We start from the raw sequence: 24759 nt of genomic DNA, 5'->3' as shown, positions 1-24759 counted from the left end.
GCTTACCCCGCGTCTTTAAGCTCAAAGTGGCCGTTTTCCAGATCCACATCAGTACGAAATAGAAATTCCAGCGGATAAGGTACGCACCACAAACGCCCTTTTATTTCTATCGACAACACGTTGTGTAAGTCGAGAGATTTAGTATCGGATACGCAGCGCACCTGTAATCCCTGTGGCAAAATACGCGGCTCGAAGTGCAAAATGGCCTCCGTCAGTTTGCGCTGGATATCTTGCCATTCAATATCTGACATGCGCTGACCGGCCAGTGGCGCGATACCAAAGTTAAGCACCGAGCGGCGTACCTGATCGACACCGCTTAAATCCTGCTGGGCTTCGTTATTGATGGTATTAAACAGCCATTGCAAATCACGTAATACATGGCGGCGTAACATGCTGTGTGAGATTAAATTGCTATTAGCCGGTTCCTGACGTTTTTCCGGCGCATCATCGGTCAGGCGGTCAAGCAACGACGGCTGCATTTTGTCACGCGCGCCGACTGACTCTTGCTTACTGCGCTGACGCCAGCCGCCACGCAGCAGATCATTCTCTTCTCCGCGCGGCTTATTCATGCCCAGCATCACCCGCACTGAAAGTCAGCGTTTCTAGCGTTAACAGCGGGAATTCCTCGCTATCGTTCAGCCACACTTTCTGACCGTGGCCCAGATATTGTGATTCATCGCCATCCAGCGCTTGCCACTCGGTCGCCCGTGCCAGCAAGAAGCGTTCTTCGCTAGGTTCAGTTAACGGATAACGAGCCGGGATTTGACACACTTGTTCCGTGCCATCGACCAGACGCACCGAAGTATGTCGCCATACTAAATCAGTGACGCTGGCCGGCGCCTGAAAACGCATCTCTTCGATAGCGCTAAAAGGTAGCCAGGCATAACGACCGTTGACGATGACCTCACAAACTGGCCCCAGGCGAGCATCGCCATCCATTAGCCAGCCGCTGTGATGCACGCTGCCGTCCTGGAGGGTGATTTCTGCGGGATTCACATCCGCTTGTGCCAGCGCCGCATGACGGCGTTGATGAGAGGCATCACCCTGTTCGCCAAGCGCGGAAACCATCGCCGCAACCCACGGCCATTGCGTATCTGGCATGTGCGGGCGAGCGCGTCCTGCCATAACGTCGATACGCTGCTGCTCACCGCTGATGGCCTGCTGCAATAACGTTACCGTTGGCTTGGCCTGTGGTTTGAGTGCTAGCCAGCTTTTCAGTTGGACGAGCGCCCGAGCCCAATTGCCAGACAAACAGAGCAGTTGTACAAAAGCGGCACGCAAATCGGCGTTAGCCGGCTGTGCTTTAATCTCGCTTTCCAAACGCGCCAGACTGTCGCTGAGCGAAGTGCCCGCTAATTGTTGATACAGGGTATTGATCGTCATTCCTGACTCCTTACGTCAATGTATTGAATTGCTTCAATTACTTCACTGTCCGGTAAGCACTTGCCGCCGGATTGCGCAGTTGTGGATATAAGGCATCGACCAATACAATATTCAGCTTGGTTCCCGGCTCCAGCAGTGCAGACCAGACTTTGCGCACATCATCCAGACGCGCATTGAGGCGCACTTCATCGCTGGCCAGTTCATGTGAGACTTCCACCGCCACGGTACCATCGGCTTTCCAGCCGTTGAGACTAGAAACGTAAGGCAGGATCATCCAGCTTTGGTCTGAATGCGCATCGCTCAGTACCATACGTTCGTTGTTAACCGTAGTAATCAGCAGGCTTTCGATATCGGCATTTTTGCTCAGACCGCTAATCGGGAAACCATCAACAAAGGTCATGGTGAGCTTTTTCTCAACGCCTTTGTTAAGTTGAATCACATCGCTACGACCATTCAACCAACCCACTTTTTCACATTTTCCAGCGCCTTGATCTGGGATAAACAGCGTTGGTGAGCTGGCACTGTCATTCCAGAAGGTACGCAGGTGGCAACCGCTTAGCAGTTTAAATTCCAGCCAAGGTGAGTGGTCAGCCGCAGGAGATAAGGTTTCAGGGCGAACAGCCGCAGGGGCAACAACGCTTGGAGTAGCATTTGTCGTCGCCGCGCTAGCCGTATCTGTGGTTGTGGTCGCCGTGGCAGTGCTGACTACCTCCGTGCTGACCGTCTCAGCGGCAACAATCGGCGCCCATTCGCCAGATTTTTTAGCGATACCCTGGTTAAGCGTCGTGCCGTCCGGCGCGGTAAATGTCCAATGCACGACATTTAACGTGCGGCACTGACTTTCTAGCAAAGACCCCAGACGCGGCATAAAGCTGTTCAGCAGGTGAACGTTTTTTTCGCCATTAGCGACGATGCGCAGTGGCAGATCGCCGCCACACCAACTTTTCGGCGTGTTGTCTTTAATATTGTCGATCCAGACATCCAGTTTTTGCGATGGCGATTGTACGATACGGTAGTTTTCCGCCTGAACACCGGCGGATATGACGAGCAGAGCCAAACCAGAAAGCCAAAGTTTCATAAAAATCCTTGTAAGCCGGTATCAATCACGAAGAGGGAAAAACTGCGCCGCGTCAGAAAGCGTATGCAGCAGTGTCGTATCCTGAGGCGAACCCACCCAGACGGCGACGGCGCTATAGTTATCCTGTTTACCCTGCGCGTTGTCTTCATTTTTCAAAATAATTTGATTCATTAAGGTCAGCCATTCCTGCGGGTTATTCACCATATGCAGCGACTGTTTCATCTGTTCTTCACTGACCCCATGCCAGAAGCCATCGGTACAGAGTAAGAACGCATCTCCATCCTCAATCGGCACCACATCGCTGTAGCTGGCTTCACGATCTTCATCGCCCATTCCCAGCGCAAAATAGAGTAAGTTGTTGTTCAACCCTTCTATCTGGTGACCCGCATCTTTCATCTGCTGCACCAGGCTGTGATCGGCCGTGACGTGGTAGAGCCAGCCTCGACGGAATAAATACAGACGGCTATCCCCCGCATGCGCCCAATAAGCTAGCTGGTAATCGCGGTCAATAAACAGGCTGACCAGCGTCGTCCCCATCCGATGGTATTCCTGCACCGCTTTTTGCTTGGTACGAATCGCCCGGTTGGCATCGTTAACATATTGGCGGATGTGCTGGGCATTCAGATGATTATCACCATCAAAGTTCGAAATGATGGCATCACGCGCCAGTTCTGCCGCCACGTCACCGCCGGGTAAACCGGCGATACCGTCGCACACGACGAAACAGGCAGAACGTTCGCCTATGGTTTCGCCGGTTTGATCCTGATTGCTCGCGCGGGCTCCCTGCGCGGAGAGTGAGGCGGTAGTGATATTCATTGTTCTTCCGATCCGCTTTGTGAGTCCTTGTACTGATTCACTTCCATGTCATAGGCGTGCAGGAAGGCTTCGCCAAAGAGTGTGTGGAAGTCATCCTCTATCTCACCAGCGGTATTGCCATAGCAGCGAACAAAGTGATCCCACAATGCGGCTTTACGGCTGGCTGGCAGCGACAGACGGGAAACCGCACCGTCACGCTTGGCCTCTTCTTCTAACTGTTCAGGGTTAAAGGACTGCAGCATTGAGGCAATAATGGCGCGAATACCGGATATCATTCCCAACTGGTGAGCCTGCAAATCGATTAGCGCATCACGTACTGATTTTTTCGGCGGCATAAAGCCCGGCATATGCGTACCAAACATCTGCATCAGCACGGTTTTTCCGGACGGCAGCAGCTTGAATGGGTTGTTGGCATCGTCCAGCACCATGGTCATATCCGCTTTTACGCCGCGCTTAAGAATCGAGCGCGAGGAAAGCAATGCCACCGTACCTTGAGAGAACATGCTAAGCATCTGCCCGAGCTGACGCATATTTTCCCGGTCAAACTGCGGCACTGGCTTCATATCACCAAGGCCCATGCCTTCAAGCAATGCTTCGAGCAATTCACCTTGCAGCACATCGCCGCTCGAGGGTTTGGATGGCGCATCTGCTTGCCCAGAACCGCTTTGTACCGGATCAATACGCAGACGCCCTTTCGGGACTTGTGCGGCATGACGCTGCACCGCCTGCGGCGTTGGCAAGGTGATCCCAGCGTAATCTTGGGCGTCACTGGCGGCCTGTGGCTGCTGAGATTCTTGTTGCTGGACGGCCTGCCGCTGCAACGATTGCTGCTCGGTGCGCACTTCGCTAGTGAAACGCTCATCAGCAATGTGATTATTTACCTGAGATTCATTGGTAAAAGCTTCACCCGCCAACTCTTCTCCAGCAAACTCTTCACCAACAAACAATGGCGAATCATTCAACGAAGTCTGTCCCAGCGTCGAGAGAATATCACTCGATTCCTGCGCTTTCGGCGGCGGCATAGGAATGGCGCGGTTTTGCTGCTCCCGCTCTGGCGCAGCCTTTGATGCAGGCGTTGAACTGTCAGGCTGGGTAAGTGGAACTGCGCCTCCCATCATTAATCCTAGCGGGTCGTCACCGCGGGTTTGGCTTTGACCGCCGGCACTCCCACCAAACAGAGCCAAAGGATCGAGCTCATCAGCTGAGTGTTTTTTGGTCTCGCGCGCACGTTCGCCAACCGGTGGAACTAAGCTACTTGGCGTGACGTCATTAAAGATACTGTCGCTTTTAAACAGCGCGTCTTCGCTAAACAGTTTGTCGGTATCAACTCTTTTCTGTTCAAACAGCGGCTCACTACTGGTAGTGAAATGAGCCAGTGGATCTTCTGGATTGCGTTCCGGCTCTTTCGGTGCGGTAAACGGATTAAAGTTCTGCACATCCTGCGGTTTCTGACGGCTACTCGAGATACTGTCGGAGATAGAAAACTCCTGCATCAGGCTATCCCAAATTTCGGTCGGTACCGCAGTAGGCCCGCTATCTTTAGCTGCATGGGCAGCCTGTCTGCTAGCAGACGATTTGCTAATCGGTTGAGACACGGCAGACAGGCGACTAGCCGGTTGGCTGCGTGGCGTCAAATCAGTGACTTCAATCAAATAGTCATCAATACCAAGGATATCGCCGTCTTGAAGCTCAACCTGGCGGCCACGCTCTAACGGAATATCATTGAGAACAACACGAGTGACATTGCCGCGATTGGTAATACGGCATTCGTCGTCAGCGGCAATATGCACAATGGCCTGTAACCGAGAAATGATTCTCTCATTGTCTGGCAACACCAAATTGTTATCGGTGCCGCGTCCAATGGTGCCGCCCGGCTGGTAAAAATCGCAGCTGCTTTGCGGTGGCTGATGGCCGGGTTTGGTCGAAATAATGGTGAATCGCATAGCTTAATCCTACCTGGGTATGATGAGCACTCAAACGTTGTGAGTCTCGGTGAAGGCTCGCAACGTTTGTAGTCTGTGGGTTATTAATACTAAAGAATATCTTACATGCAAATTCAGCGCAGAATGAGTAGAAAACTCAGCAATTAAATTCCTCAGCTCTATTCTTTGCTTGTGTCGGTTTATTCATAGGGCATCGCTTTTAACTGATTAATACGTTGTTTATTTAAATGGGCAACACAATGACTCACCAGCGCTTGGTTGGCACTGGTTTTCTCTTCGGCCAAAAAGGCCTCAAGTTTGCACTGCCCCTCCCGATATTTAAGCCAGCCACGCTGCGAATCAAGTAACGTTTCTTGATATTCACTGGCCAGTTTGGGAGAAGCAGCATAACGACTTGCAATACGTTTTTTCGCCGCTAAATATTGCTGGTTTAATGATACTTCAGCACGCTCTCTGTCTTGTAACGCACAGTTCAATACATCGACATCCGAAGCCGGATCAGAACAGACATCCGCGGCAAAAACGCTGGGTAGAAATAACAATGCAGCCAATGGGATGAGTATTATCTTTTTCATGTTCATTCCGTTTGTCGATATCACTTTATTGCTCATCCATCGCATGAGCCAAAGATTCCAGACGTTGCTGCATCTGAGTTCGCAGACAGGTTTTATCTTCACCGCAGCTATTACGCTCATGTAACCAGGCTCTTTGGGTTTTGAGTATTCGATGCTGCACAACGCTGTTACCGGCTGCCACCGCCTGCTTACGCCAGAAGTTAAAAGCGCGATCAACACTGACATCATAAGCAGCAAGCTCAGCATCATTACAAATCGCATTCTCCGTATCATTGTTCGCTTTAGCGCAGGAGAAAGACGGTTGTGGCAAAGTGTTCGTATCGGCTGGAATAAGGATCAAAATAGTACCATCACTCCAATTAAGTCGTATTTTATGTCTCGAGAGGGCAATCAATACATTATCCGCGTCACCCTCGCCCGAGAACGTTCCGTTCTGGCAGTTGATGTTGAATACCGTGACGCTATCATTTCCCGGCGAGCCAAGGTTATAGCTTTTGGCATCAGCACTCTCCGCCTCACCCACCGCTTTCTTCACCCAGCTATCTAACGTGAGCTCCTGCTGTTGAAAGCTCGGCGACTGGCAGTGGTTACTACCAGGAAGGTTTGAGAGTATCGACTGTGGTGTTATCGTCAGTTCACGCCCCACCAGCCGGTCATCGTTGTATTGATAATTCAACGTCCGTTGAGACTCGGTGTTGATAGAAGCCCCTACAACTTGCCATTTCCCCATTAAATCAGTTTGATCTTCGGCCAAAACTGAGACAGACCAAGATCCAATAAATAAAAATGCCACCACAGATTTTATATATTTTGAGGTCATTTTTTATTTCGCTCGGCATTAGGGTTATTACATTCGTATGTTTTTATTTAGCCATATATCAACATTAATCGTAGGGAATTTCTTTTAACTGTTTGGTTCTTTCTTCATCGAGGTTAGCAATACAATTGTTAGTGAAGACCTGATAAGGGTTACTATTTTTATCAGCAATATGTGCCACTAACTGGCATTGAGTATCACGATATTTTAACCAGCTGCGCTGTGAGTCTAAAAATACTGCCAGATACTGTTTTTTGATATCAGCATCCTGAGAGAACGCCGCATCGATACGCTTTTTAGCATCGGCATAAGCGCTGTTTAGCTGTTTTTCTGCCACGGTTCGGTTGTTCGCAGCGCAGGTGAATACTTCTGGATCGCTGGTCTTTTTGGAGCAATCTTCAGCGGCAAGTGCCATTGTGGTAAAAGATAATGCGCTAAAGGCTAATAGGCAGAATGAGGTATTAAGCAAAGATGTCTTATTCATATTAACGTTACCGATGTTTTTAATACCAAAATAGAGATTCAGCCTCTTTATGATTTTCTTTATTGATTGTTATAAAGCGATTTGAGTTCTTTGATAGTCGTTGCGCCCTGCGCACCTATTCTCTCAGTGAGGTTTTCATCTACAGCCAGTGCACTATTACTCACATTAAAAATGACAGATTCTGTCGCCGTTGCATTGGGTGATTGCACTTGATAAATGACCGCCAGTTTGAGAGCCGTGTTATTCGGTGCGGAAATAATCCCTACCGCTTTGGTGTCATTACATATCTCAGATTCCCAGTTACCATAGCCAATGGTTGGAATGAGAGTAGTGATATGTGGAGATTGTGTTGACCACGCAACAAAACACACGGAATCATCTCTCTGATTGAAACCTTGGCCCGCCAAGAAATAACCTATCGCTTTGCCGCTGCTTTCTAACGCGAAACTTTGTTTATCCGTAGGTGAACCATTATTGATATTTTGATTTTCAGCAGCCTGATAAATTGATTTTTCAAAAGGCTTTACGGTGACCAACGTTAGGTTGGCATCAGCGAACAAAACCGAAGGAACAAGTAGTAATAGGCTTGTGAGCGTTTTCTTTGGAATATTTATCATCGTTATCCAGCAAACCCTGACCGGCGTAGTAAAACCCCTCCCCAAAAGGGAGGGGTCGATATTATGCTTCTTTGTTTTCTTTGATGTTCCAGCCAGCGCTGCTTTCTGCGCCTTTACCGCCAGCAGAGGTCTGCTCCCAGTATTGCTGTTTCACTTTAGAAGCTTGGAAGGCATAAGTCACACCAACGGTATCGCCATTATCAGCACCGGTATACTGCAAGGAAGTGACAAGAACATCTTCCAGCGTGATACGTGCGTACTCAACTTGCTGACCACCCGCTTTGCAAACAGACAGCTCAACTTTGCTCAAGTGTTTACCGCTTGCACAGTGCTTAAGAATTGCTGTAGTGGATTTGTCGATCAGCGCATTCACATGCAGATCGTTAAAGTTAACTTTGCCGGCACCGCCGCCGCCACCAACGCCCATATTTCCCGGTTGGGATGCGCCCCAAGAGAAGGAAGTGATGTCAGTCCAGCCAGTGTGGTTAGAATCTTTAGATTCGCCGGTCACACCATCAACTTTCAGGAACATATCAATAGCCATAGTATCTACTCTTCGTTAATGAAAATTATTGCTTTAGAAAAAGCACTTATATGGCAAACAGGAAAGCATGGGGCCGAATAAAACCGTCCATATTTTACCTCTGCCTCGCACTAAATAAACAGGATGTTTATTTAGCTTTCTCAGCCTCCCGATATAAACCAGGTGGCTAAATTTAATTAGGGTTTGATCAAAAATGAGGCTATGTACAAAGTCATTTAAAAATCACTAGGATGATTTTCCAGAGCGATATCAATTAAGCAAGATGCTCTTTATTGCAAGCGCTCTGCTGATAGCTTTTTAAAATAACTAAATACTACTTCGCACAAAGTATCTGGTTTTAGTGCCTTATCATTGTAAAAACGCAATGATTGATAATCGTCGATAAACAATCAGTTTTATTTAGATATCGCAGCTACTGGCAACGGCGCGAGATACATTCCTCTAACAGCCAATGACAGCAGAAACGATGTCTTTTTCATTTATTGTTCTTTAATAAATACATATAAATACGAAACGTATCGGAGCGAATATGTTCTGCACCCCTTGAGCATGTTCATCGAACCACCGGCGTTTCTAACCATTAATGTGCTAGGTTACTATGACTTGTTGCGATAACGCTTTAAAGGAGGTAAGTTCAATTTATATAATTCATCATACTGCAAGATAAAATAATATGTATTTTATTTACATATATCAAATGATAGCCTCAGCGATATAAATCAGATTATTCAGAATATTCTCAACAAGACAGTATGTCTTTGAGAAGAAAACTAAAATTAAAATCTGGACAAACGTTTCAGAGACAAACTAGAATGCATTATCTGTAGATGATTTTGTAAACAATAGGAATTAAACATGAAAGCTAATATTTTATTTTCATTATCAATCTTATTATTGATAATAGGTATTTATTCATTAATAGACATTATTAGTTCGTTCAACAATGTAATATCATACGAAACATTTACTTGGCAATCATCAGGCGTGATCTTTGGCAAGACTATCTTCTTGCTAATAATAGTACTTGCCTGGATTATTACGCGGAAAATATATAAAAAAATCAAGCTTTAGACTTAATTTTATCCGCAACCGAATAAATAAACATGGACGTAGCAATTATACAAATCATAATTACTGCGTTCATCCATTTACTCATCACATCACCGCCCCAATCAGCAATAAAAAAATAATATGCCAGGCATGTGAAGAAACTAAGAAAAGATATAAAAATCAATGCATAAGCTAGGAAGTATTTAATTATTTTTTCAGGCACGTGGCACTCCATCTAAAAAATAATTAAATATTTCACTGTCTATCGAGCTATTTAGCCCTTGATATTTCATCGCTTCAATAAAAGGCTGAACACTGTCCTCAATAAAAAAGTATAGAAGATCCAAATCACCAGCACCTCTTAATTCATTATATATACTTTGATTTATTTTCTTTAATTCATAAGATGTATAAATTGATCTTGAAATTGATGCGCCAATACTTAAAACACCGGTCATACCCGCTGAAACCAAAAACCTAGGAATAACCCTAGCAGCAAACAATGAAACCAATTCATTCACAAAGAATGTTTTAAAAGCTATAGAGCCTAATTGCTTCCCAGCCATTTTTATAAATAACTTCTCAGACTGTTCTTGGGTCAAGCCAGAAAGATATTTCCGTATAATTATAGTAATAGTCTTTCTAACATCTTCTGATGTCACACCTCTTTTAATGAGTGTTAATAGCCTAATTCGGTCTGTCTCATTTCGCCAGCGGTTATCACTATCAAGAAAATCTCGAGTCAGAGCCCACAAATCCTCTGGAATATCCATAAAACCGCTAACGGCACCTTGAAAAAAAACTTCAGCGTTGCTTTTTTTACGATTTTCGAAGAACTTCAGCATTCCATCAGCGATTTGCTTTGGTGAACTCATCGGCATAGTTATCTCCTATAAACTGGCTTTAAACCACACGGCATTTTCCAAAACTCGCCGTGTGGTTGTATTTATTCTATTACCCTTATACTTCAAGTTGCAGTTGCAACCATTACGCTTCTTTCGACTTCAGCGATGGCAATTTAGAAACCAGACGCAGCGAAACGGTCAGGCCTTCCAACTGGTAGTGCGGACGCAGGAAGAACTTAGCCGTGTAGTAACCCGGGTTGTCTTCGATCTCTTCCACTTGTACTTCCGCAGCAGCCAGCGGCTTACGTGCTTTGGTCTCTTGTGAGGAGTTCGCCGGGTCACCGTCGACGTAGTTCATTACCCAGTCATTCAACCAACGTTCCATTTCGTCACGCTCGCGGAATGAACCAATCTTGTCACGCACGATGCACTTCAGGTAGTGCGCAAAGCGGCAGCAGGCGAACAGATATGGTAAACGAGAGGCCAAACGCGCATTAGCGGTGGCATCAGCATCGTGGTATTCCGCCGGTTTTTGCAGCGACTGTGCGCCGATAAATGCGGCGAAGTCAGAGTTTTTACGGTGGATCAGCGGCATAAAGCCGTTTTTCGCCAGCTCGGCTTCACGACGGTCGCTGATAGCGATTTCGGTCGGACACTTCATGTCCACGCCGCCGTCGTCACTTGGGAAGGTGTGACACGGCAAGTTTTCTACCGCACCGCCAGATTCCACACCGCGAATCGAGGTACACCAGCCGAATTCTTTGAATGAACGGTTGATGTTGGCCGCCATGGCATAAGCCGCGTTAGCCCAAGTGTAGTTGCCGTGATCTGCGCCTTCGGTCTCTTCTTCAAAATCGAAGCTGTCCACCGGGTTAGTACGAATGCCATAAGGCAGACGCGACAAGAAGCGCGGCATTACCAAACCGAGGTAACGTGCATCTTCAGATTCACGCAGCGAGCGCCATGCGGCGTATTCGGTGTTCTGGAAAATCTTGGTCAGATCGCGCGGGTTCGCCAGTTCCTGCCAAGATTCCATCTGCATGACGCTTGGCGCGGTACCGGTAATGAACGGACAGTGTGAAGCGGCGCCAATGCGCGCGATTTCGCCCAGCAGTTCAACATCCTGCGGACTGTGGTCGAAGTAGTAATCGCCAACCAGGCAGCCGAAGGGTTCGCCACCAAACTGGCCATACTCTTCTTCGTAGATTTTTTTGAAGATTGGGCTTTGGTCCCAGCCCACGCCTTTAAAGCGTTTCAGGGTGCGGCCCAGCTCTTGTTTGGAGATGCTCATAAAGCGAATTTTCAGCATCTCATCGGTTTCGGTGTTATTCACCAAATGATTCAAACCACGCCAGGCGCTTTCCAGTTTCTGGAACTCGTCATGGTGAATGATCTGGTTCACCTGTTGAGACAGTTTTTCGTCGATCCCGGCGATCAAATTCTGAATGGTGCGATAAGTATCAGAAGAGAGCGTAACGGTGTTTTCCAACGCTTGTTGCGCCAGAGTTTGTACCGCGCTTTCTACCGCAGATCGTGCCTGATCGGTTTTTGGGCGAAATTCTTTATTGAGCAGCGCGCTGAATTCGTCCTGGCTGAACGCCTGTTGGGACTGTTGTTCATGCTGCGAAGAAGGATTGCTCATCGATTACTCCTCGTGACCTTTAGCGCCATCGTCATTTTTCGGCAACTGGCTCAGACTCTTGAGCAGCGTAGGATCTTGCAGCACTTTGGCAATCAACTCTTCAGCGCCATTTTTGCCATCCATGTAGGTCAGCAGGTTAGACAGTTGAGTGCGCGCTTCTAGCAGCTTGTTAAGCGGCTCAACTTTACGTGCCACTGCATCCGGCAAGAAGTCTTCCATGCTGTCGAAAGTGAGGTCGACATTGAGTTTTCCTTCGCCAGTCAACGTATTGTCGACCTGGAACGCTACGCGTGGTTTCAGCGCTTTCATGCGTTCGTCAAAGTTATCAATGTCGATCTCAAGGAATTTACGCTCATCAACCGCAGGCAGGTTCTCGACGGGTTTACCGACCAGATCAGCCATGACCCCCATGACAAACGGCAGCTGGATTTTGCGTTCCGCGCCATAAATCTCTACGTCGTACTCAATCTGCACGCGGGGCGCTCGGTTACGGGCGATAAATTTTTGCCCACTGTTACTCATTGCCATGGTGTTCTCCATCGAATATGCGCGGTGAGGGTTTGACGGCGGGCATCATGCCGGCCGTTGTAACGGGCGGACGCGTCAATCGCGACGTCCCAAAATGTTTTCTAGTTGATTGACGCCGTCCGGTGCCAAATCACGAATAATGTCCATAAAGTTCATCTCAATCACCCGCTGTACACGTTCAATCATCAGCGGTGCCGGATGGCTTGGCTCGTACTGCACGAAGTACTGTTTAACTTTCTCGAGCATGAGCTGAGCATCTTCACGCGTGGTAGCCTGCACGCTGCGCCAGTCGGTTGGCTGACGTGCCGGTGCTGCAACATTCACCACCTCGTTTTCCATCGGTGCCTCCAACTGTTCACGCGTTGGGATGAACGACCCCAGATCGGTGGCCTGACAGGCCGAGGCCACCAAGGAAACCGTCTTCTGCAACTGCTCCATTTCCGGCGCCCCGCTTTCGCTCAGGTAGCCGACCAGCATCTCGCGAATAGTCTGCAAGCGAGGATGGATCTGCAAAATAGCGTCAATACCCGCTTGGCCACCGCGTGCCAGTTCATCAACCAGACGCGAACGGCCGCCCGGATAATCTGGGCATTCGGTTTTGCTGCCATCGAGTAATGCCTGCGCATCACGTAAAGAAATCTCATCAGCCCCGCTGCGTAATAAACTCGATTGACGCAGTGCGCTGGTCAACGAAGATTTGTCACTCAGCGCAGCCAACGCGTTAATACGATAAAACGGGTCGATTTCGCCATACTCTTCTTGCGGCGGATAGAGGCTATCCCAGTACAGTGACAGCGCTTGTTGAATCAGCAATAAACCATCGGCATAACCCGCTAAACCCCGGCGTTTGGTCCACGCGTGGGTCAGTGCCAGCATGACGCGTAGGTCTTTGGTGCGCGTTAGCAAAGCAGAGGCCAGTTTCTCAACTTTAGTCCAATCGGCAGGTTCTGCTGGAATAATCGTATCGCCGAACTGCTGTTCTACTTTTCCCTGACTGGCCTGTTCCATCGCCTGAAAATCGGCGTCGTATTCTAGATTCTCGCCGCAGGGTTGCTCAGGGCTAACCGGGGTGAGGAAATCATCAATATTCATGCGTACCTGCTATTTAAACGTCATGCTTTTTCAAACGTCTTACTTATTGAAACGTCTTACTTACTCAAACATGGGCGGATAAAGCCCATGTCGCCCCGGTCGAGCTCCACCAGCAGGAGCGAACAGCAGAGAGAAAAGTTGCCCGGTAAAATTGCCGCTATGCACATGGGTATAAAGCGGATAGCCATCGCTGCGATTGGTCCACCAGAAGCTGGTCTGACGCTGTGGGTCAAAACAGTCTGCTGCTTGTTGCCAACCCAACGTGCTGCTGCCCTCACCGTCATAACCAATGACATCAAGGATTTCTGAACGTGTTTCAATCGGAGCCAGCGGTGGCGCGGGGATAGCCAGCAAGGCTTGGTCTAGTTGCTCAGCAGAAAAGCCATTGCGCACGGCGTGTAACAATGTACGCCCCAGTTGTTCGTACCAATTTCCCGCTTGTGCCAGTTGACGCACCGACCACTGTCCAGGATTAAAGGCCAGCAAGGCACATACCGGATATTGTCGGCCCACGCTGTCACGTCCCGGCAGCAGACAGCCCATCTGAACCTGCTGGCTACCAAGCATTGGCGGTACTACAAAATTCCACACTGGCGCATTGCTAAACTGGCGGCCAGAGACGCCCCGCTCTTGCTCCTTTTGCCAATTCAGCAGGCCAACCTGAAACCAGTGCGACCACTGGCGCTGGATGACTTCAGGAAAGCGGCGTTGTAAAAAGTCGCCAACGCTGGGTAATTTTCCATACCAGCTAATCGCTGGCGTGCTCGTCACAGGAGTCGTTGTCATGCTTAGGTCCTTGCGGTTATGGGCATGAGAAGCCAGGAGACTGGAAAGGGTTACGGATACTGTTTGGCGTAAACTCTAGTGTCACTTGATGACCATCAACACTAAAGGTGGCCTGACGACTGAGACTGCCGCTACCCGGCGAAATACGCGCTTTGTCGAAGAAGCGGTTCAGTGCCCAGGCACCATTAGTGACCAAGGTTGACGTTGTACCGTTGGTCAGCCCCAGTTGCATGCGCACCTGGCTGGTACCGCCCGGCCCCGGCCAACTCACCATCTGTACCGCCTGCGGGCCGTGGCTATAGCGCAGCAGCTGCCCATCAACGTCCAACGTCAGATTCAGGATATTGTTATCCATCTGCACGGTACGCACTGTGACGCGGAAAGAAGGGGTCGTTGCACCGTTGGCAAAAAAGGCATCACGAATGTACTGCGCCTGCTGGAACGGACGCAGCAGCCCTTCACTACCCGGTAAAGTTTTGCCATCAATACCGGGCATAAAGCGCCAACTGGCCTGAGTGGTATCGATTTTATTCGCCAGGTTATCGCGGAAGAAGGTATCCATCAGCCCGGTACCTGGTGCAAACATGCGCGCCAAATCATCCGGGGTGACTTCGCTGCTGGCAGAACGTACCAGCGGATAACGACCGGCAATAGCCTGACGACAGAAACTGCCAACTTCGACGCTAATTCGTTTACGCACATTATCTAGATCCCGGCGCTGCGTATCGCTGCTGGCACCGACTGCCATGTTGCTAAACATGGTTTGTAGACCGCCCGGCAAGCGTCCGGCGCTCGCCTGCAATCGGCTGATAGCTTCGCCGCTTGGCGCTGGCATTCCGCTATTAGCAGCATCTTGCACGGCCGTCAGATAACGATAAAGCTCATCGACCTGCTTAAGGAAATCATCAAAGACGATGGTTTTCCCACCTTTTTCCAGCGGCTGAGCCAACTCGATAATAGGTGCATAGTGGTCGGTCACCACTTGTTCTGGACTCTGTACTACCGCGGCCGCCGCGGTTGGACCATTATCTTTATTGCTAAACAACGCTTCTAAAGTTTGGGTCGAACTACTGCCGTTATCCTTAGGTTTAGCCTTGCTGGCATCATCCGGTGCTTCGCGAGATAACGTTAGCACCTGACTTAAATTCAGTACCAAGCGGCGCAGCGGTGAATTCGTGCCAGATAACAAGCGTGCCGTGTTAATACGCTGGGAGAGATCGGCGCTGTTATTCAGCTGGATATCGCTGAGGAAGCTATCCCATTGGCCGATAAAATCGCGCATGTAGAGCTGGCGCACGGCATTATCCGTTTGCTGCTTGTCTTCCTGCGCCGTATTCGCACCCAGCACCCAGGTATCATCGTCGTGCAGCGACGCGGTGACCTTATCTATTTGACCGTTAAAGTTTTTCCAGTAGCCGTCCGGGGTAAATAGCCCCGGCACGCCATCACCGATTGATTTGCCGCTTTTACGCGAGAACACCAGTTCACTCTGCGGGCCGCCAAGCGTGGCAAGCGAAACCGGTTTTACGTTTTCATCATTCTCCAGCAGGCGTTTGAGGCGACCGTAAACGCGTGCTGATAGCGGCTTTTGGTTGATCAGTGCCTGTTGGCGGGAAATCAACGCATCATCTTTGGCATACGGCGATGTCTGAATTTTGGACTCAAGCAACTGTGCTAAATGCCATTCTAACTGGCGTAACTGCGCTTTGGTGACGTTTTGCGGCAAGTTACGTTCCAGATTGAGCATCACCCAAGACTGTAAGAATTTGCCATCGTAATGCTTCGGCTGATACAGCATTTGATAGGCTTTTAGCGCTTCATAGCTGTATTCCACATCGCTGCCGTTGTCGTTGCGCAGCCAGTTGGTAATACGCATCGCCACTTCAGGCAATAGCATCTGTTCGAGCGCTTTTTGGTACAACGATTGCGAAGCGTCACTGACGTCATAGCCGCGGTATAGCCCCATACGGCGGGTGATCGGTGGATGATTAACGTCGAACTCTTCACTTTTTGGTAATTCCAGCAGGCTATTCAACAGCGGTAGCTGTGAGAAAAGATCGCGCTGGTTGTTGGCTTGTAAGGCTTTGCTCTGTTGTTCAACGCCCGGCACTTTGGCCTGCACATCTTGCAGATAGCTTTTGTTATTGCCATAGCTGGCAAACCACAACCCACCCAAAATCACCAGCAACGCTAACAGCACGGCATAACCAGACCAAATTACCGCCCGGTTACGCAGTTCCCACCAGCGGTTTTGTCCGGCAATTCCGGCTTCCTGGAAGACCACGTTTTGCAGCAAGTTTTTAATAAAGAAGCTTTGGCCTTTGCCACCTGGAATCGGTGCTTCTTTACTGACTGAATCCCAGCTATCGCTGTCACTGCCTTCTGGTAATGACAGGGCGCGGTTCAATTCGCCCATCACGCGGTCAAACGGCAAGCCTTCTTGCGTACCGCTGGCCAGGTAGATACCGCGCGGCGAGAATTCGGTTTCAAAATTAGAACGGGCAAACACCGTGCTCAGATAATCGGCCAGTAACGGACGCAGCGCCGCAAACTCCTGCGGGAAGAGATAACATTCGGCACGCGCTTTGGCATCGCTCTCTTGCAGCAAAGTATCGGCCAAGCCGGCATCAAGTCGCTGTTGCAGCAAAGCAAACTCTTGGGTGAAGCTGCCCATTAAGTCAAAATCGGCGTGTTTAGACTGTTCCCATGGGAAGGTAAAGCCCCAGATTTGATCGCGCTGAGCTTTGTCAAAACGAGCAAAGTAAGCGCGGAAACCTTTTAACAAGTCCGCTTTAGTGACCAACACATAAACCGGGAAACGAATACCCAGTTGCTCATGCAGTTCAGATAAACGTTGGCGCAGGTTTACCGCCTGCTGCTGCGAGGCTTCCGCCGATTGGGTGAGCAAGTCGGAGACGCTGACAGTAATGATCACGCCGTTAATTGGCTGACGACGACGGTACTTGCTTAGTAAGCCGACAAAACGCAGCCATTCACTGGCATCCTGCGCCTGCTGACTCTCTTGCGTGGTATAGCGCCCTGCCGTATCGAGTAACACGGCTTCATTGGTAAACCACCAGTCGCAGTTACGCGTACCACCGATACCACGTAGCGCAGTCTTGCCGAAGCGATCGGCCAACGGGAATTGCAAACCGGAATTGACCAGCGCGGTTGTTTTCCCCGAGCCTGGTGCACCGATAATCACGTACCACGGCAGCTGATAGAGATATTGTGAGCTAAAGCGCTGCGACCACTGGGCACCCGCCTGACCAGATTTACTAAAGTGGGCTTTTTTAAGGATCTGCGCCGCCTCGTCAAAGCGATCGGCGAGGATCTGATCCTCGTTATTCAGACGTTGATGATCGCCCGGCTTTTTCGGGTTTTCACCGGCGTTTTCTTTCAGGTTGTCCATCAGCTTACGATTAAGCCACGCGTTATAAATACGTGGGACAACGTGGCTGTGTATCCATACCAAATACAATAACCCGATACAGATGACGCGGTTTTGTGTCGATTCAAACGGACGGGTATCGACAATCGATAGCAGTGGGCCAATCATCCACACCACGGCGGAAAACGCCGTCACCCCGAGGAAACCCCAAAGTATGCGGTTGGTAATAATTGAAATGAGAAGAGTCAGCATTCCTTAATTTCCTTGCGGCAATCCGTTCAGCTCGGCTAGCGTGTTATCGGGTGACACCAGCAGAGTAATTTCCACACGGCGGTTACGGGCGCGGTTCTCAGGGGTGTTGTTCGGTGCAATTGGGTTCATCTCGCCACGGCCTTCAGCTTTTGCCCGTTGCGGTTGAGAAAGATGCTTTTGCAACATCGACTGTACCGAGCGGGCGCGATCGAGTGAGAGCTCATAGTTTGAGGCGAAACGCGCGCTGCGAATCGGCACATTGTCGCTATAACCCACGACCAGAATCTTGCCGCTGACATTGTTCATTGCTTGAGCAATGCGGCTGATCACCGGATCATAACGGTCACGAACCACGGTAGAGGCTGAAGCAAACAGGCCATCACCTTTTAGTGTCACCACGCTGCGGTCAGCCTCATCGCGTACGGCAATCAAACCGGCCTGAATTTCTGGGCGCAGGAAAGTACGTAAGTTAAGCACCGCGGGCTGATTGACCGCCGGCTGCTGAATACTGGCTTCCGGTAGCGGTGTTTGATAAATCTTGGCCATCACCGCGTTGGTGTTATCCCCCAGATGCCAGTTAAGCGTGATGTAGAACAGGCAAGCGATAAAACCAGCCAATGCGACACAGGCCCACAGCGGCACCAACGGACGCCAGAGTTTGCGTAATACCGGCTGATCTTCTGGATGTGGCGACAGCGGCGGCGGGTAGCTGCCACGCACGCTGCGGATCATTTGCCACAGACGCTGTTTGATGGTGTCAATTTGTGTGCGCCCGTTATCCAGCACGCGATAACGTCCTTCAAAACCGAGTAACAGGCAGAAGTTGATCAACTCCAGCAAATTGATATGTTCACGCGGATTTTGCGATAAACGCGCCAGGAGTTGGAAGAATTTCTCCCCGCCCCAGGTTTCATTATGGAAGGTCACCAATAGACCACTGCCGGACCAGACGCCGCGACTGCCCCACGGGGTTAATGCAGCGGCCTCATCGAGCGCGGTACATAAACAATAACGAGCGCCGACAATCACTTCATAAGGCAGCCCCGCCTGTTGGCTGCGTACCTCAAAACGGCGTATTTCGTCGATCAGGCGTTGACGTAGCCCTGCCTGATCGTCATGGGATACCGAATGACGAATTTGCGGTATGGCATTAAGCAGCGGGTTAGCCGCGGCTACCAGCGGATTGTTACTGCTGCTACCTGAAAAAATGGCATCGCTACCAGTGGATTGTCGTTCCTGCATATTCAGCGCTCGTTGAGTTATTCGGTCGGGCTACGGATGGCCCAAAACTCCATATCAAGACCTGGGAATTCGCCCGCAAGGTGCAGAGCAAATGCGCCAGACTTTTCCATTTCTTTCCACAGTTCGCTGCCCTTCTCCAACTCGAAATAGCTATAGCCGGAATGCCATGGGATTTGTGGCGGGGCGACTGACATGGCACGTAACACGATGCCCGGTAGTTGCAGCTGTACCAGATCGCGAATCTTGCTGACCGGAGCAATTTTCATCTGCGCCGGGAAGTGGGTTTTGAGTGCTTCGCCCGGAATGCTGGCTTTCACCGCCAGTACAAAGCCAAATTCGCGCACCATATTGCTCTCTGGAACCGTTGCCACATTCAGGCCATGAGAACGCTCGGTGAGCGGCAGTTGGATTGCATTTTCTTCCATCACCAATGACAGACCTTGGCGCAATAGCAAAAGCAGCTTGCCAAAACATCCGGCCAAATTATCGTGATCGTAAACAGGCAATGAACCGTCCGGCGTGCGTGCTGCCGTCCAGGTACTCAATTGTGTGGCGAAGGTTATCCAGTCTCGCCACAGCGATTCGGGATGTAATAGCGGCAGGCTTTTCAGATGGGTAACATGCCCCAAATTCTGGTTAATCAGCGCCAGCAGCATGAACTCAACCATCTCGGAAGTATTAAAGCGGCCCGGCTGCTTTAAACGCTGGCCAATTTGCTGACTGCGTTGAGAAAGTAAACCCTGCATATCATTGAGCATGCCGTACAACGTCAGGTTATTAATGACGTTGAGCGTCGGCGGAATGTAAGCGGTATCGAGGCGCACTTGTTTATCGTTGCGTTTCTCAATAACCTGCGCGACGCCAATCGCCGTCCATTCGGCAGTCAGTTCGCTTTCCAGCATCAGTTTCAAACGCAGGCGGCCAAACTGCACGGCAGCCGCGCCAACAGAGATGGCGTTATCGTCATCAATTTCTTCTTCAAAACTGATATAACGCGCCAAAGAGTCAGCAGATTCGCTGAAAATAACTTCTTCTCGGCCGCCACGACGCGATGGCAAGGCCAGTACGACGCGTTCATGGGAAAGGTTATCGGGAATATCGAGTGGTGCAGGGCCGTGGCGAGCATCGCGGAAAGAGAACGGCGTACCATCCGGCAACAGGCCGCTGGCGTAGCTCAGTGCAACTCGACCTTGACGTAGCATCGCTTCATCAAACTCCAGGTCCAAAAAGCCCCAAAGATATGGCCGCTGCAGGTTTCCCCATTCACGAATATGGTGTTGCAGGTGGCTTTCCGCACGTTGGAAATGGTGCGGACGTAGGAACATCCCTTCGGTCCAGACGACCTTTTCTGCTTTGTTCATACTGATTTCCCATAAGGCGCAATGCGCCTGGATATCCCTTATTCGCTAACGGCACGAACGCCATTCACATCAAGAAAAATGTTAGCTTGCAATTCGTCCGACGACCATTTCCAGAATTTATACACGCTGTTTTGGCTTGGCACAGGAAGCGGCAAGGAAATGCGCCACTTTTTGCCATCCAAAGATTGATACTCCGCCATAATCCCAATATAACGAGCGCCTTCAACGCTCTGACCGCTCAAGGTTTTATTGAGCTGACCAGGCATCAGGAAGAACTCATCACTATTGAGCAGATTATTACCCAATACGGTTTGAGCACTATTTTGCAACGAGTAGAAATCGGCAGACATAAAATCAGCGTCCGACTTCAACAGCAGCACCCTGACTTTCAGCGGTGCGGAGTCGTTTATTTGCGGATGGGCCTTAAAGTTCAGGCTGTAATTGGAAGGAACGCTGCGTGAAGACGAAACACAACCACCGATTAGGGTTAAGGCGGCAAGGAAAAGCACTGCCATTCCCTGCCGTAATATATTGTTTTTTTTCATACGATGTCGCTCGTTAAGGCGGGATTAGTTAATAATCCAAGTGCCACTGTTAGCGTTTTTACAAGCTTTGCTACTGTGGTCGACCGACACACAGTCTGCTTTCTTTTTAGCACGCGGACGCGGTCTATCAGCACGAATCGTTTGGTCATAAAGCGCGCTTTTGACTACGGCACGAAGTGGTACGTAACCGATCAATTCGTCTTTATTGTCTTCAGTTGCCAGCGCCATCCAGAAATGTTCTACCTGCCCCAACACGACATAAGTTTGTCCGGTCTCAAGTTGACGAATAACCTTACCGCTGTAATCAGGAATGCTCATTACAGATGCACCATAAAGTGCACGGTAATCCTCGCCGATAGGCTCAAATTCTTTTGGTGGTTGAACAATATGACGGTGAGTCAGTGTCACACCGTTTACCTGGCTAGTTTCAATAGTATCGTCAGTAATCTGTGGCTTAGGCGGTGCCTTACAGCCAGATACCGCTAATACAAATAACAGGGATAAGACGATTCGCATATTCATCATGGTTTTCCGTTGCCAATATATTATTTATTATGCAGAAGGTAATAAGTAAGCCGGAATTAACATATTGATTGAATTTTCTTTTTTAAAAGAGTCCTCGAATCAAAACATTATGGCTTTAATTACCAAAAATATAGCTACCGCATGGGCTTTACAAGGTAGAGCCGCACTGTGACCGCTATTTTAGATGTGGTAAGACTAGTTTTACTTAAAATTTACGAAAGTTCAATACTACATAAACAGAGTTTAAACTGCCTAATTTTAGTTCTATTTCACATACAAAAAAGCCCGTCAGGCATGATGTACTGTGGGTTTGGCAGGTTAAGGTTAGCATGTTTTACATGGAGCACATGCCTCATCCAGAAGAATTATTATAGTAAGATAATTGTTAGTTTGTAATTATTTGTCATAAATTATCCTAATGGCTTGATTACAGATGCAAACCATTTCATTAAAACCCATTGAATATGGGAATATTCTTATTGCTGAAACGATTTTGTAAACTAAGTGCAAGAGCCTTTATCGGCATAGCCACATACAAAATATGGATAAAATATTACAGAATAATAAATAAGTTATTTTTATAAACGAATTATCTATCTGATCACTTAACTTTTTCTTATTATTTATTCGACTACCTAATTGTCTCAAATATTGAGCGGACTGGAGCTAAAAGGGGCATATCGTCAACTTAACGATCGTCTATTACCGCCAATAAAAAAGCGGGCCCGCTCAAATCTCTCTGAGCGAAACCCGCTTAAATGTGTTTGCTGACTGCCCTCTCCTTTAGGGTCGAAGGCATTCATCATCAACTATGCGCGAACCAAATCATCCCCGTAGCCAATCCACTTGTAAGTGGTTAGCGCTTCCAGCCCCATTGGGCCGCGGGCGTGGAGTTTTTGGGTGCTGACGGCAACTTCTGCGCCGAGGCCAAACTGCCCGCCGTCGGTGAAACGTGTACTGGCATTGACATAAACGGCAGAAGAATCGACTTCACGGACAAAGCGTTCAGCGCTGCTGATCGAACGCGTCAGGATCGCATCAGAGTGCTCGGTGCCGTATTGACGAATATGCGCCACGGCCGCATCGAGATCGGCAACGACAGTGATATTAAGGTCTAATGACAGCCATTCATCGCGGTAATCTTCTTCGGTCACAGCGACAACGCTTGCCGGGCCATTGCTTAACAGCGGCAAGGCATTTTCGCTAGCGTGTAAGGTCACACCGGCTTGATGCATACGTACGCTGAGAGCTGGCAAGAAGCTGTCGGCTATCGCTTGATGCACCAGCAGCGTTTCCAGGCTATTACAAGCGCTTGGACGCTGTACCTTCGCGCTTTCAATCACCGTTAAGGCTTTCTCGAAATCAACGCTTTCATCAACGAAGGTGTGGCATACGCCGATACCACCGGTGATCACCGGAATAGTGGATTGTTCACGGCATAATTTATGCAACGCCGCGCCACCGCGTGGGATTAGCATGTCGATGTATTGATGCAAACGCAGCATCTCGGCCACCAGCTCGCGATCCGGGCTTTGAATAGCCTGTACCGCCGCCGCCGGTAAACCGCCTTGTTCCAGCGCTTGCTGGATCACTTTGACGGTTGCCAGATTGGTGTGATGCGTTTCTTTCCCGCCGCGCAGGATAACCGCGTTACCCGTTTTCAAGCACAGGCTGGCAACGTCAATAGTCACATTCGGACGCGCTTCGTAGATCACGCCAATGACGCCGAGCGGAACACGACGACGTTCGAGTTTCAGACCGCTGTCGAGCTGTGAACCGTCAATCACCTGCCCGACCGGATCGCTTAAACGGCAGACATCGCGCACGTCGCTGGCAATCGCAGATAAACGCGCAGGCGTTAGCAACAAGCGATCTAACAACGCTTCGCTCATGCCGCTTTCACGGGCCGCAGCCATGTCCAGCTTGTTAGCATCGATAATGCTTTGGCTATTGGCCTCGAGCATGTCAGCCATTAATAATAGCGCTGCGTTTTTCTGCGCAGTACTTAAGGTAGAGAGCTGGTAGGACGCTTGTTTAGCGGCCTGACCCATTGCTTCTAACATAGTGAACTCCTTAACTAACGATCATGTCGTCGCGGTGAACGGCAACCGGGCCGTATTCATAACCGAGAATGTCATTTATCTGCTGTGAGTGATGGCCGGCAATCATGCGCATCGCATCGCTGTTGTAGCGGCTCACACCGTGCGCTAAATCGCGCCCGTTGAGATTACGAATGCGGATCACTTCACCGCGGGAGAAATCGCCCTTCACTTCACGGATGCCTTTTGGCAGCAGCGAACTCCCGCGTTCCAACATGGCGGACACTGCGCCGTCGTCAATAGTAATCTCACCTGCTGGCGGTGCGCCAAATATCCAGCGCTTACGGGTTTCTAGCGGGGTTTGCATCGCGTGGAAGCGCGTACCGACCGATGTGCCTTCAATAACATCGCCAATCACACCTGGGCGGCTACCCGCCGCAATAATGGTATCGATGCCCGCACGGCAGGCAACATCGGCAGCCTGCAATTTAGTCGCCATCCCACCCGTGCCCAAACCAGAAACGCTATCCCCGGCAATACCACGTAGCGCATCATCAATAGTGGTGATTTCACGGATCAGTTCAGCTTGCGGATTGGTACGCGGGTCGGCGGTGAACAGACCTGGCTGATCGGTCAGCAGCAGCAGTTTATCGGCACCGGCTAAAATTGCCGCCAATGCAGACAGGTTATCATTATCGCCTACTTTGATTTCAGCAGTAGCAACCGCATCGTTCTCATTAATCACCGGCACGATATGGTTATCTAGCAGAGCGTTCATGGTATCCCGAGCGTTAAGGAAACGCTCGCGGTCTTCGATATCAGCACGAGTGAGTAGCATCTGCCCAACGTGGATACCATAAATAGAAAACAGTTGTTCCCACAGTTGGATCAGACGGCTTTGCCCAACGGCAGCGAGTAATTGCTTGGAAGCAATGGTTGCGGGGAGTTCGGGGTAGCCCAAATGTTCGCGTCCGGCAGCAATCGCGCCAGAGGTAACAATCACAATGCGATGCCCTGCCGCGTGTTGCTGAGCGCATTGGCGCACCAACTCGACAATATGGGCGCGGTTTAGACGGCGCGAACCGCCGGTCAATACGCTAGTACCTAGTTTGACAACCAGGGTTTGGCTACCACTCATAATCTTTCTGCCGTTATGGAGTTAAAAAATGGAATGAAAAGGAAATTAATAAGCTTTTTAGCAGGA

Annotated in this window: 22 protein-coding genes; all 22 read right to left on the bottom strand. The window is 49.6% G+C overall.

Annotated elements, in window-relative coordinates; genetic code table 11:
• Positions 1-2: 2 nt before the first annotated feature.
• Positions 3-569 (bottom strand): type VI secretion system baseplate subunit TssE, encoded by a 567-nt coding sequence (gene tssE / locus ACL9RG_RS18095; RefSeq protein WP_422794025.1) that lies wholly within the window; start codon positions 567-569, stop codon positions 3-5.
• Positions 562-1377 carry a type VI secretion system accessory protein TagJ gene (locus tag ACL9RG_RS18090; RefSeq protein WP_422794074.1) on the bottom strand — a complete coding sequence of 272 codons (816 nt, stop codon included), beginning with the start codon at positions 1375-1377 and terminating at the stop codon, positions 562-564. Before ACL9RG_RS18090 ends, tssE begins: the two co-directional genes overlap by 8 nt.
• A 43-nt stretch (positions 1378-1420) precedes the next feature.
• Entirely contained in the window at positions 1421-2461 is a 1041-nt protein-coding gene (locus ACL9RG_RS18085; RefSeq protein ID WP_422794024.1) for a hypothetical protein, read from the bottom strand.
• Positions 2462-2482: 21 nt separating this feature from the next.
• A complete protein-coding gene (locus tag ACL9RG_RS18080) occupies positions 2483-3277 on the bottom strand; it encodes a PP2C family protein-serine/threonine phosphatase (protein ID WP_422794023.1) in 795 nt (264 codons plus the stop codon).
• Positions 3274-5220, bottom strand: coding sequence for a type VI secretion system-associated FHA domain protein TagH (gene tagH / locus ACL9RG_RS18075; RefSeq protein WP_422794022.1), 1947 nt, complete (start codon positions 5218-5220; stop codon positions 3274-3276). Before tagH ends, ACL9RG_RS18080 begins: the two co-directional genes overlap by 4 nt.
• Before the next feature lie 179 nt (positions 5221-5399).
• The gene (locus ACL9RG_RS18070) at positions 5400-5795 is read right to left on the bottom strand and encodes a lysozyme inhibitor LprI family protein (protein ID WP_422794021.1); all 396 of its coding nucleotides are present in this window, start codon (positions 5793-5795) and stop codon (positions 5400-5402) included.
• 25 nt (positions 5796-5820) lie between these two features.
• The gene (locus ACL9RG_RS18065; RefSeq protein WP_422794020.1) at positions 5821-6615 is read right to left on the bottom strand and encodes a lysozyme inhibitor LprI family protein; all 795 of its coding nucleotides are present in this window, start codon (positions 6613-6615) and stop codon (positions 5821-5823) included.
• A gap of 64 nt (positions 6616-6679) precedes the next feature.
• Positions 6680-7096 (bottom strand): lysozyme inhibitor LprI family protein, encoded by a 417-nt coding sequence (locus ACL9RG_RS18060; protein ID WP_422794019.1) that lies wholly within the window; start codon positions 7094-7096, stop codon positions 6680-6682.
• A 59-nt stretch (positions 7097-7155) separates the two neighbouring features.
• Positions 7156-7713: a hypothetical protein gene (locus ACL9RG_RS18055; protein WP_422794018.1), complete on the bottom strand. Its 558-nt coding sequence runs from the start codon at positions 7711-7713 to the stop codon at positions 7156-7158.
• 61 nt (positions 7714-7774) lie between these two features.
• The gene (locus ACL9RG_RS18050) at positions 7775-8257 is read right to left on the bottom strand and encodes an Hcp family type VI secretion system effector (protein ID WP_422794017.1); all 483 of its coding nucleotides are present in this window, start codon (positions 8255-8257) and stop codon (positions 7775-7777) included.
• A gap of 1265 nt (positions 8258-9522) precedes the next feature.
• Entirely contained in the window at positions 9523-10188 is a 666-nt protein-coding gene (locus ACL9RG_RS18045; RefSeq protein WP_422794016.1) for a hypothetical protein, read from the bottom strand.
• A gap of 106 nt (positions 10189-10294) precedes the next feature.
• The gene (tssC, locus tag ACL9RG_RS18040; RefSeq protein WP_422794015.1) at positions 10295-11794 is read right to left on the bottom strand and encodes a type VI secretion system contractile sheath large subunit; all 1500 of its coding nucleotides are present in this window, start codon (positions 11792-11794) and stop codon (positions 10295-10297) included.
• 3 nt (positions 11795-11797) lie between these two features.
• A complete protein-coding gene (gene tssB, locus ACL9RG_RS18035) occupies positions 11798-12322 on the bottom strand; it encodes a type VI secretion system contractile sheath small subunit (RefSeq protein WP_422794014.1) in 525 nt (174 codons plus the stop codon).
• Between the two features lie 75 nt (positions 12323-12397).
• Positions 12398-13414 carry a type VI secretion system protein TssA gene (gene tssA, locus ACL9RG_RS18030; protein ID WP_422794013.1) on the bottom strand — a complete coding sequence of 339 codons (1017 nt, stop codon included), beginning with the start codon at positions 13412-13414 and terminating at the stop codon, positions 12398-12400.
• Positions 13415-13474: 60 nt separating this feature from the next.
• Positions 13475-14185 carry a type VI secretion system-associated protein TagF gene (tagF, locus tag ACL9RG_RS18025; protein ID WP_422794073.1) on the bottom strand — a complete coding sequence of 237 codons (711 nt, stop codon included), beginning with the start codon at positions 14183-14185 and terminating at the stop codon, positions 13475-13477.
• A 31-nt stretch (positions 14186-14216) separates the two neighbouring features.
• Complete coding sequence (gene tssM, locus ACL9RG_RS18020) at positions 14217-17843, bottom strand: type VI secretion system membrane subunit TssM (RefSeq protein WP_422794012.1); 3627 nt, start codon at positions 17841-17843, stop codon at positions 14217-14219.
• A 3-nt stretch (positions 17844-17846) separates the two neighbouring features.
• The gene (locus ACL9RG_RS18015; RefSeq protein ID WP_422794011.1) at positions 17847-19085 is read right to left on the bottom strand and encodes a DotU family type VI secretion system protein; all 1239 of its coding nucleotides are present in this window, start codon (positions 19083-19085) and stop codon (positions 17847-17849) included.
• 17 nt (positions 19086-19102) lie between these two features.
• Positions 19103-20446 carry a type VI secretion system baseplate subunit TssK gene (gene tssK / locus ACL9RG_RS18010; RefSeq protein ID WP_422794010.1) on the bottom strand — a complete coding sequence of 448 codons (1344 nt, stop codon included), beginning with the start codon at positions 20444-20446 and terminating at the stop codon, positions 19103-19105.
• 38 nt (positions 20447-20484) lie between these two features.
• Positions 20485-20991, bottom strand: coding sequence for a type VI secretion system lipoprotein TssJ (gene tssJ, locus ACL9RG_RS18005; protein WP_422794009.1), 507 nt, complete (start codon positions 20989-20991; stop codon positions 20485-20487).
• A gap of 24 nt (positions 20992-21015) precedes the next feature.
• Positions 21016-21513 (bottom strand): SH3 domain-containing protein, encoded by a 498-nt coding sequence (locus ACL9RG_RS18000; protein ID WP_422794072.1) that lies wholly within the window; start codon positions 21511-21513, stop codon positions 21016-21018.
• An 812-nt stretch (positions 21514-22325) separates the two neighbouring features.
• Entirely contained in the window at positions 22326-23579 is a 1254-nt protein-coding gene (gene proA, locus ACL9RG_RS17995) for a glutamate-5-semialdehyde dehydrogenase (protein WP_422794008.1), read from the bottom strand.
• A gap of 10 nt (positions 23580-23589) precedes the next feature.
• Positions 23590-24693: a glutamate 5-kinase gene (gene proB, locus ACL9RG_RS17990; protein ID WP_422794007.1), complete on the bottom strand. Its 1104-nt coding sequence runs from the start codon at positions 24691-24693 to the stop codon at positions 23590-23592.
• Positions 24694-24759 lie beyond the last annotated feature (66 nt).

Source organism: Rouxiella sp. Mn2063, from assembly GCF_049319665.1.
Classification (GTDB): domain Bacteria; phylum Pseudomonadota; class Gammaproteobacteria; order Enterobacterales; family Enterobacteriaceae; genus JBMOUD01.
The sequence above is the reverse complement of the archived record's forward strand: the minus strand, read 5'-3'. Positions and strand labels throughout refer to the sequence as shown.

Coding starts and splice junctions, on each gene's coding strand:
- ACL9RG_RS18055 (WP_422794018.1), bottom strand. CDS start 7,713: ATGATAAATATTCCAAAGAAAACGCTCACAAGCCTATTACTACTTGTT.
- ACL9RG_RS18015 (WP_422794011.1), bottom strand. CDS start 19,085: ATGCAGGAACGACAATCCACTGGTAGCGATGCCATTTTTTCAGGTAGC.
- ACL9RG_RS18000 (WP_422794072.1), bottom strand. CDS start 21,513: ATGAATATGCGAATCGTCTTATCCCTGTTATTTGTATTAGCGGTATCT.
- ACL9RG_RS18080 (WP_422794023.1), bottom strand. CDS start 3,277: ATGAATATCACTACCGCCTCACTCTCCGCGCAGGGAGCCCGCGCGAGC.
- tagH (WP_422794022.1), bottom strand. CDS start 5,220: ATGCGATTCACCATTATTTCGACCAAACCCGGCCATCAGCCACCGCAA.
- tssE (WP_422794025.1), bottom strand. CDS start 569: ATGAATAAGCCGCGCGGAGAAGAGAATGATCTGCTGCGTGGCGGCTGG.
- tssJ (WP_422794009.1), bottom strand. CDS start 20,991: ATGAAAAAAAACAATATATTACGGCAGGGAATGGCAGTGCTTTTCCTT.
- proA (WP_422794008.1), bottom strand. CDS start 23,579: ATGTTAGAAGCAATGGGTCAGGCCGCTAAACAAGCGTCCTACCAGCTC.
- proB (WP_422794007.1), bottom strand. CDS start 24,693: ATGAGTGGTAGCCAAACCCTGGTTGTCAAACTAGGTACTAGCGTATTG.
- ACL9RG_RS18070 (WP_422794021.1), bottom strand. CDS start 5,795: ATGAAAAAGATAATACTCATCCCATTGGCTGCATTGTTATTTCTACCC.
- ACL9RG_RS18085 (WP_422794024.1), bottom strand. CDS start 2,461: ATGAAACTTTGGCTTTCTGGTTTGGCTCTGCTCGTCATATCCGCCGGT.
- ACL9RG_RS18045 (WP_422794016.1), bottom strand. CDS start 10,188: ATGCCGATGAGTTCACCAAAGCAAATCGCTGATGGAATGCTGAAGTTC.
- ACL9RG_RS18065 (WP_422794020.1), bottom strand. CDS start 6,615: ATGACCTCAAAATATATAAAATCTGTGGTGGCATTTTTATTTATTGGA.
- tssM (WP_422794012.1), bottom strand. CDS start 17,843: ATGCTGACTCTTCTCATTTCAATTATTACCAACCGCATACTTTGGGGT.
- tssK (WP_422794010.1), bottom strand. CDS start 20,446: ATGAACAAAGCAGAAAAGGTCGTCTGGACCGAAGGGATGTTCCTACGT.
- tssB (WP_422794014.1), bottom strand. CDS start 12,322: ATGGCAATGAGTAACAGTGGGCAAAAATTTATCGCCCGTAACCGAGCG.
- ACL9RG_RS18060 (WP_422794019.1), bottom strand. CDS start 7,096: ATGAATAAGACATCTTTGCTTAATACCTCATTCTGCCTATTAGCCTTT.
- ACL9RG_RS18050 (WP_422794017.1), bottom strand. CDS start 8,257: ATGGCTATTGATATGTTCCTGAAAGTTGATGGTGTGACCGGCGAATCT.
- tssA (WP_422794013.1), bottom strand. CDS start 13,414: ATGAATATTGATGATTTCCTCACCCCGGTTAGCCCTGAGCAACCCTGC.
- tssC (WP_422794015.1), bottom strand. CDS start 11,794: ATGAGCAATCCTTCTTCGCAGCATGAACAACAGTCCCAACAGGCGTTC.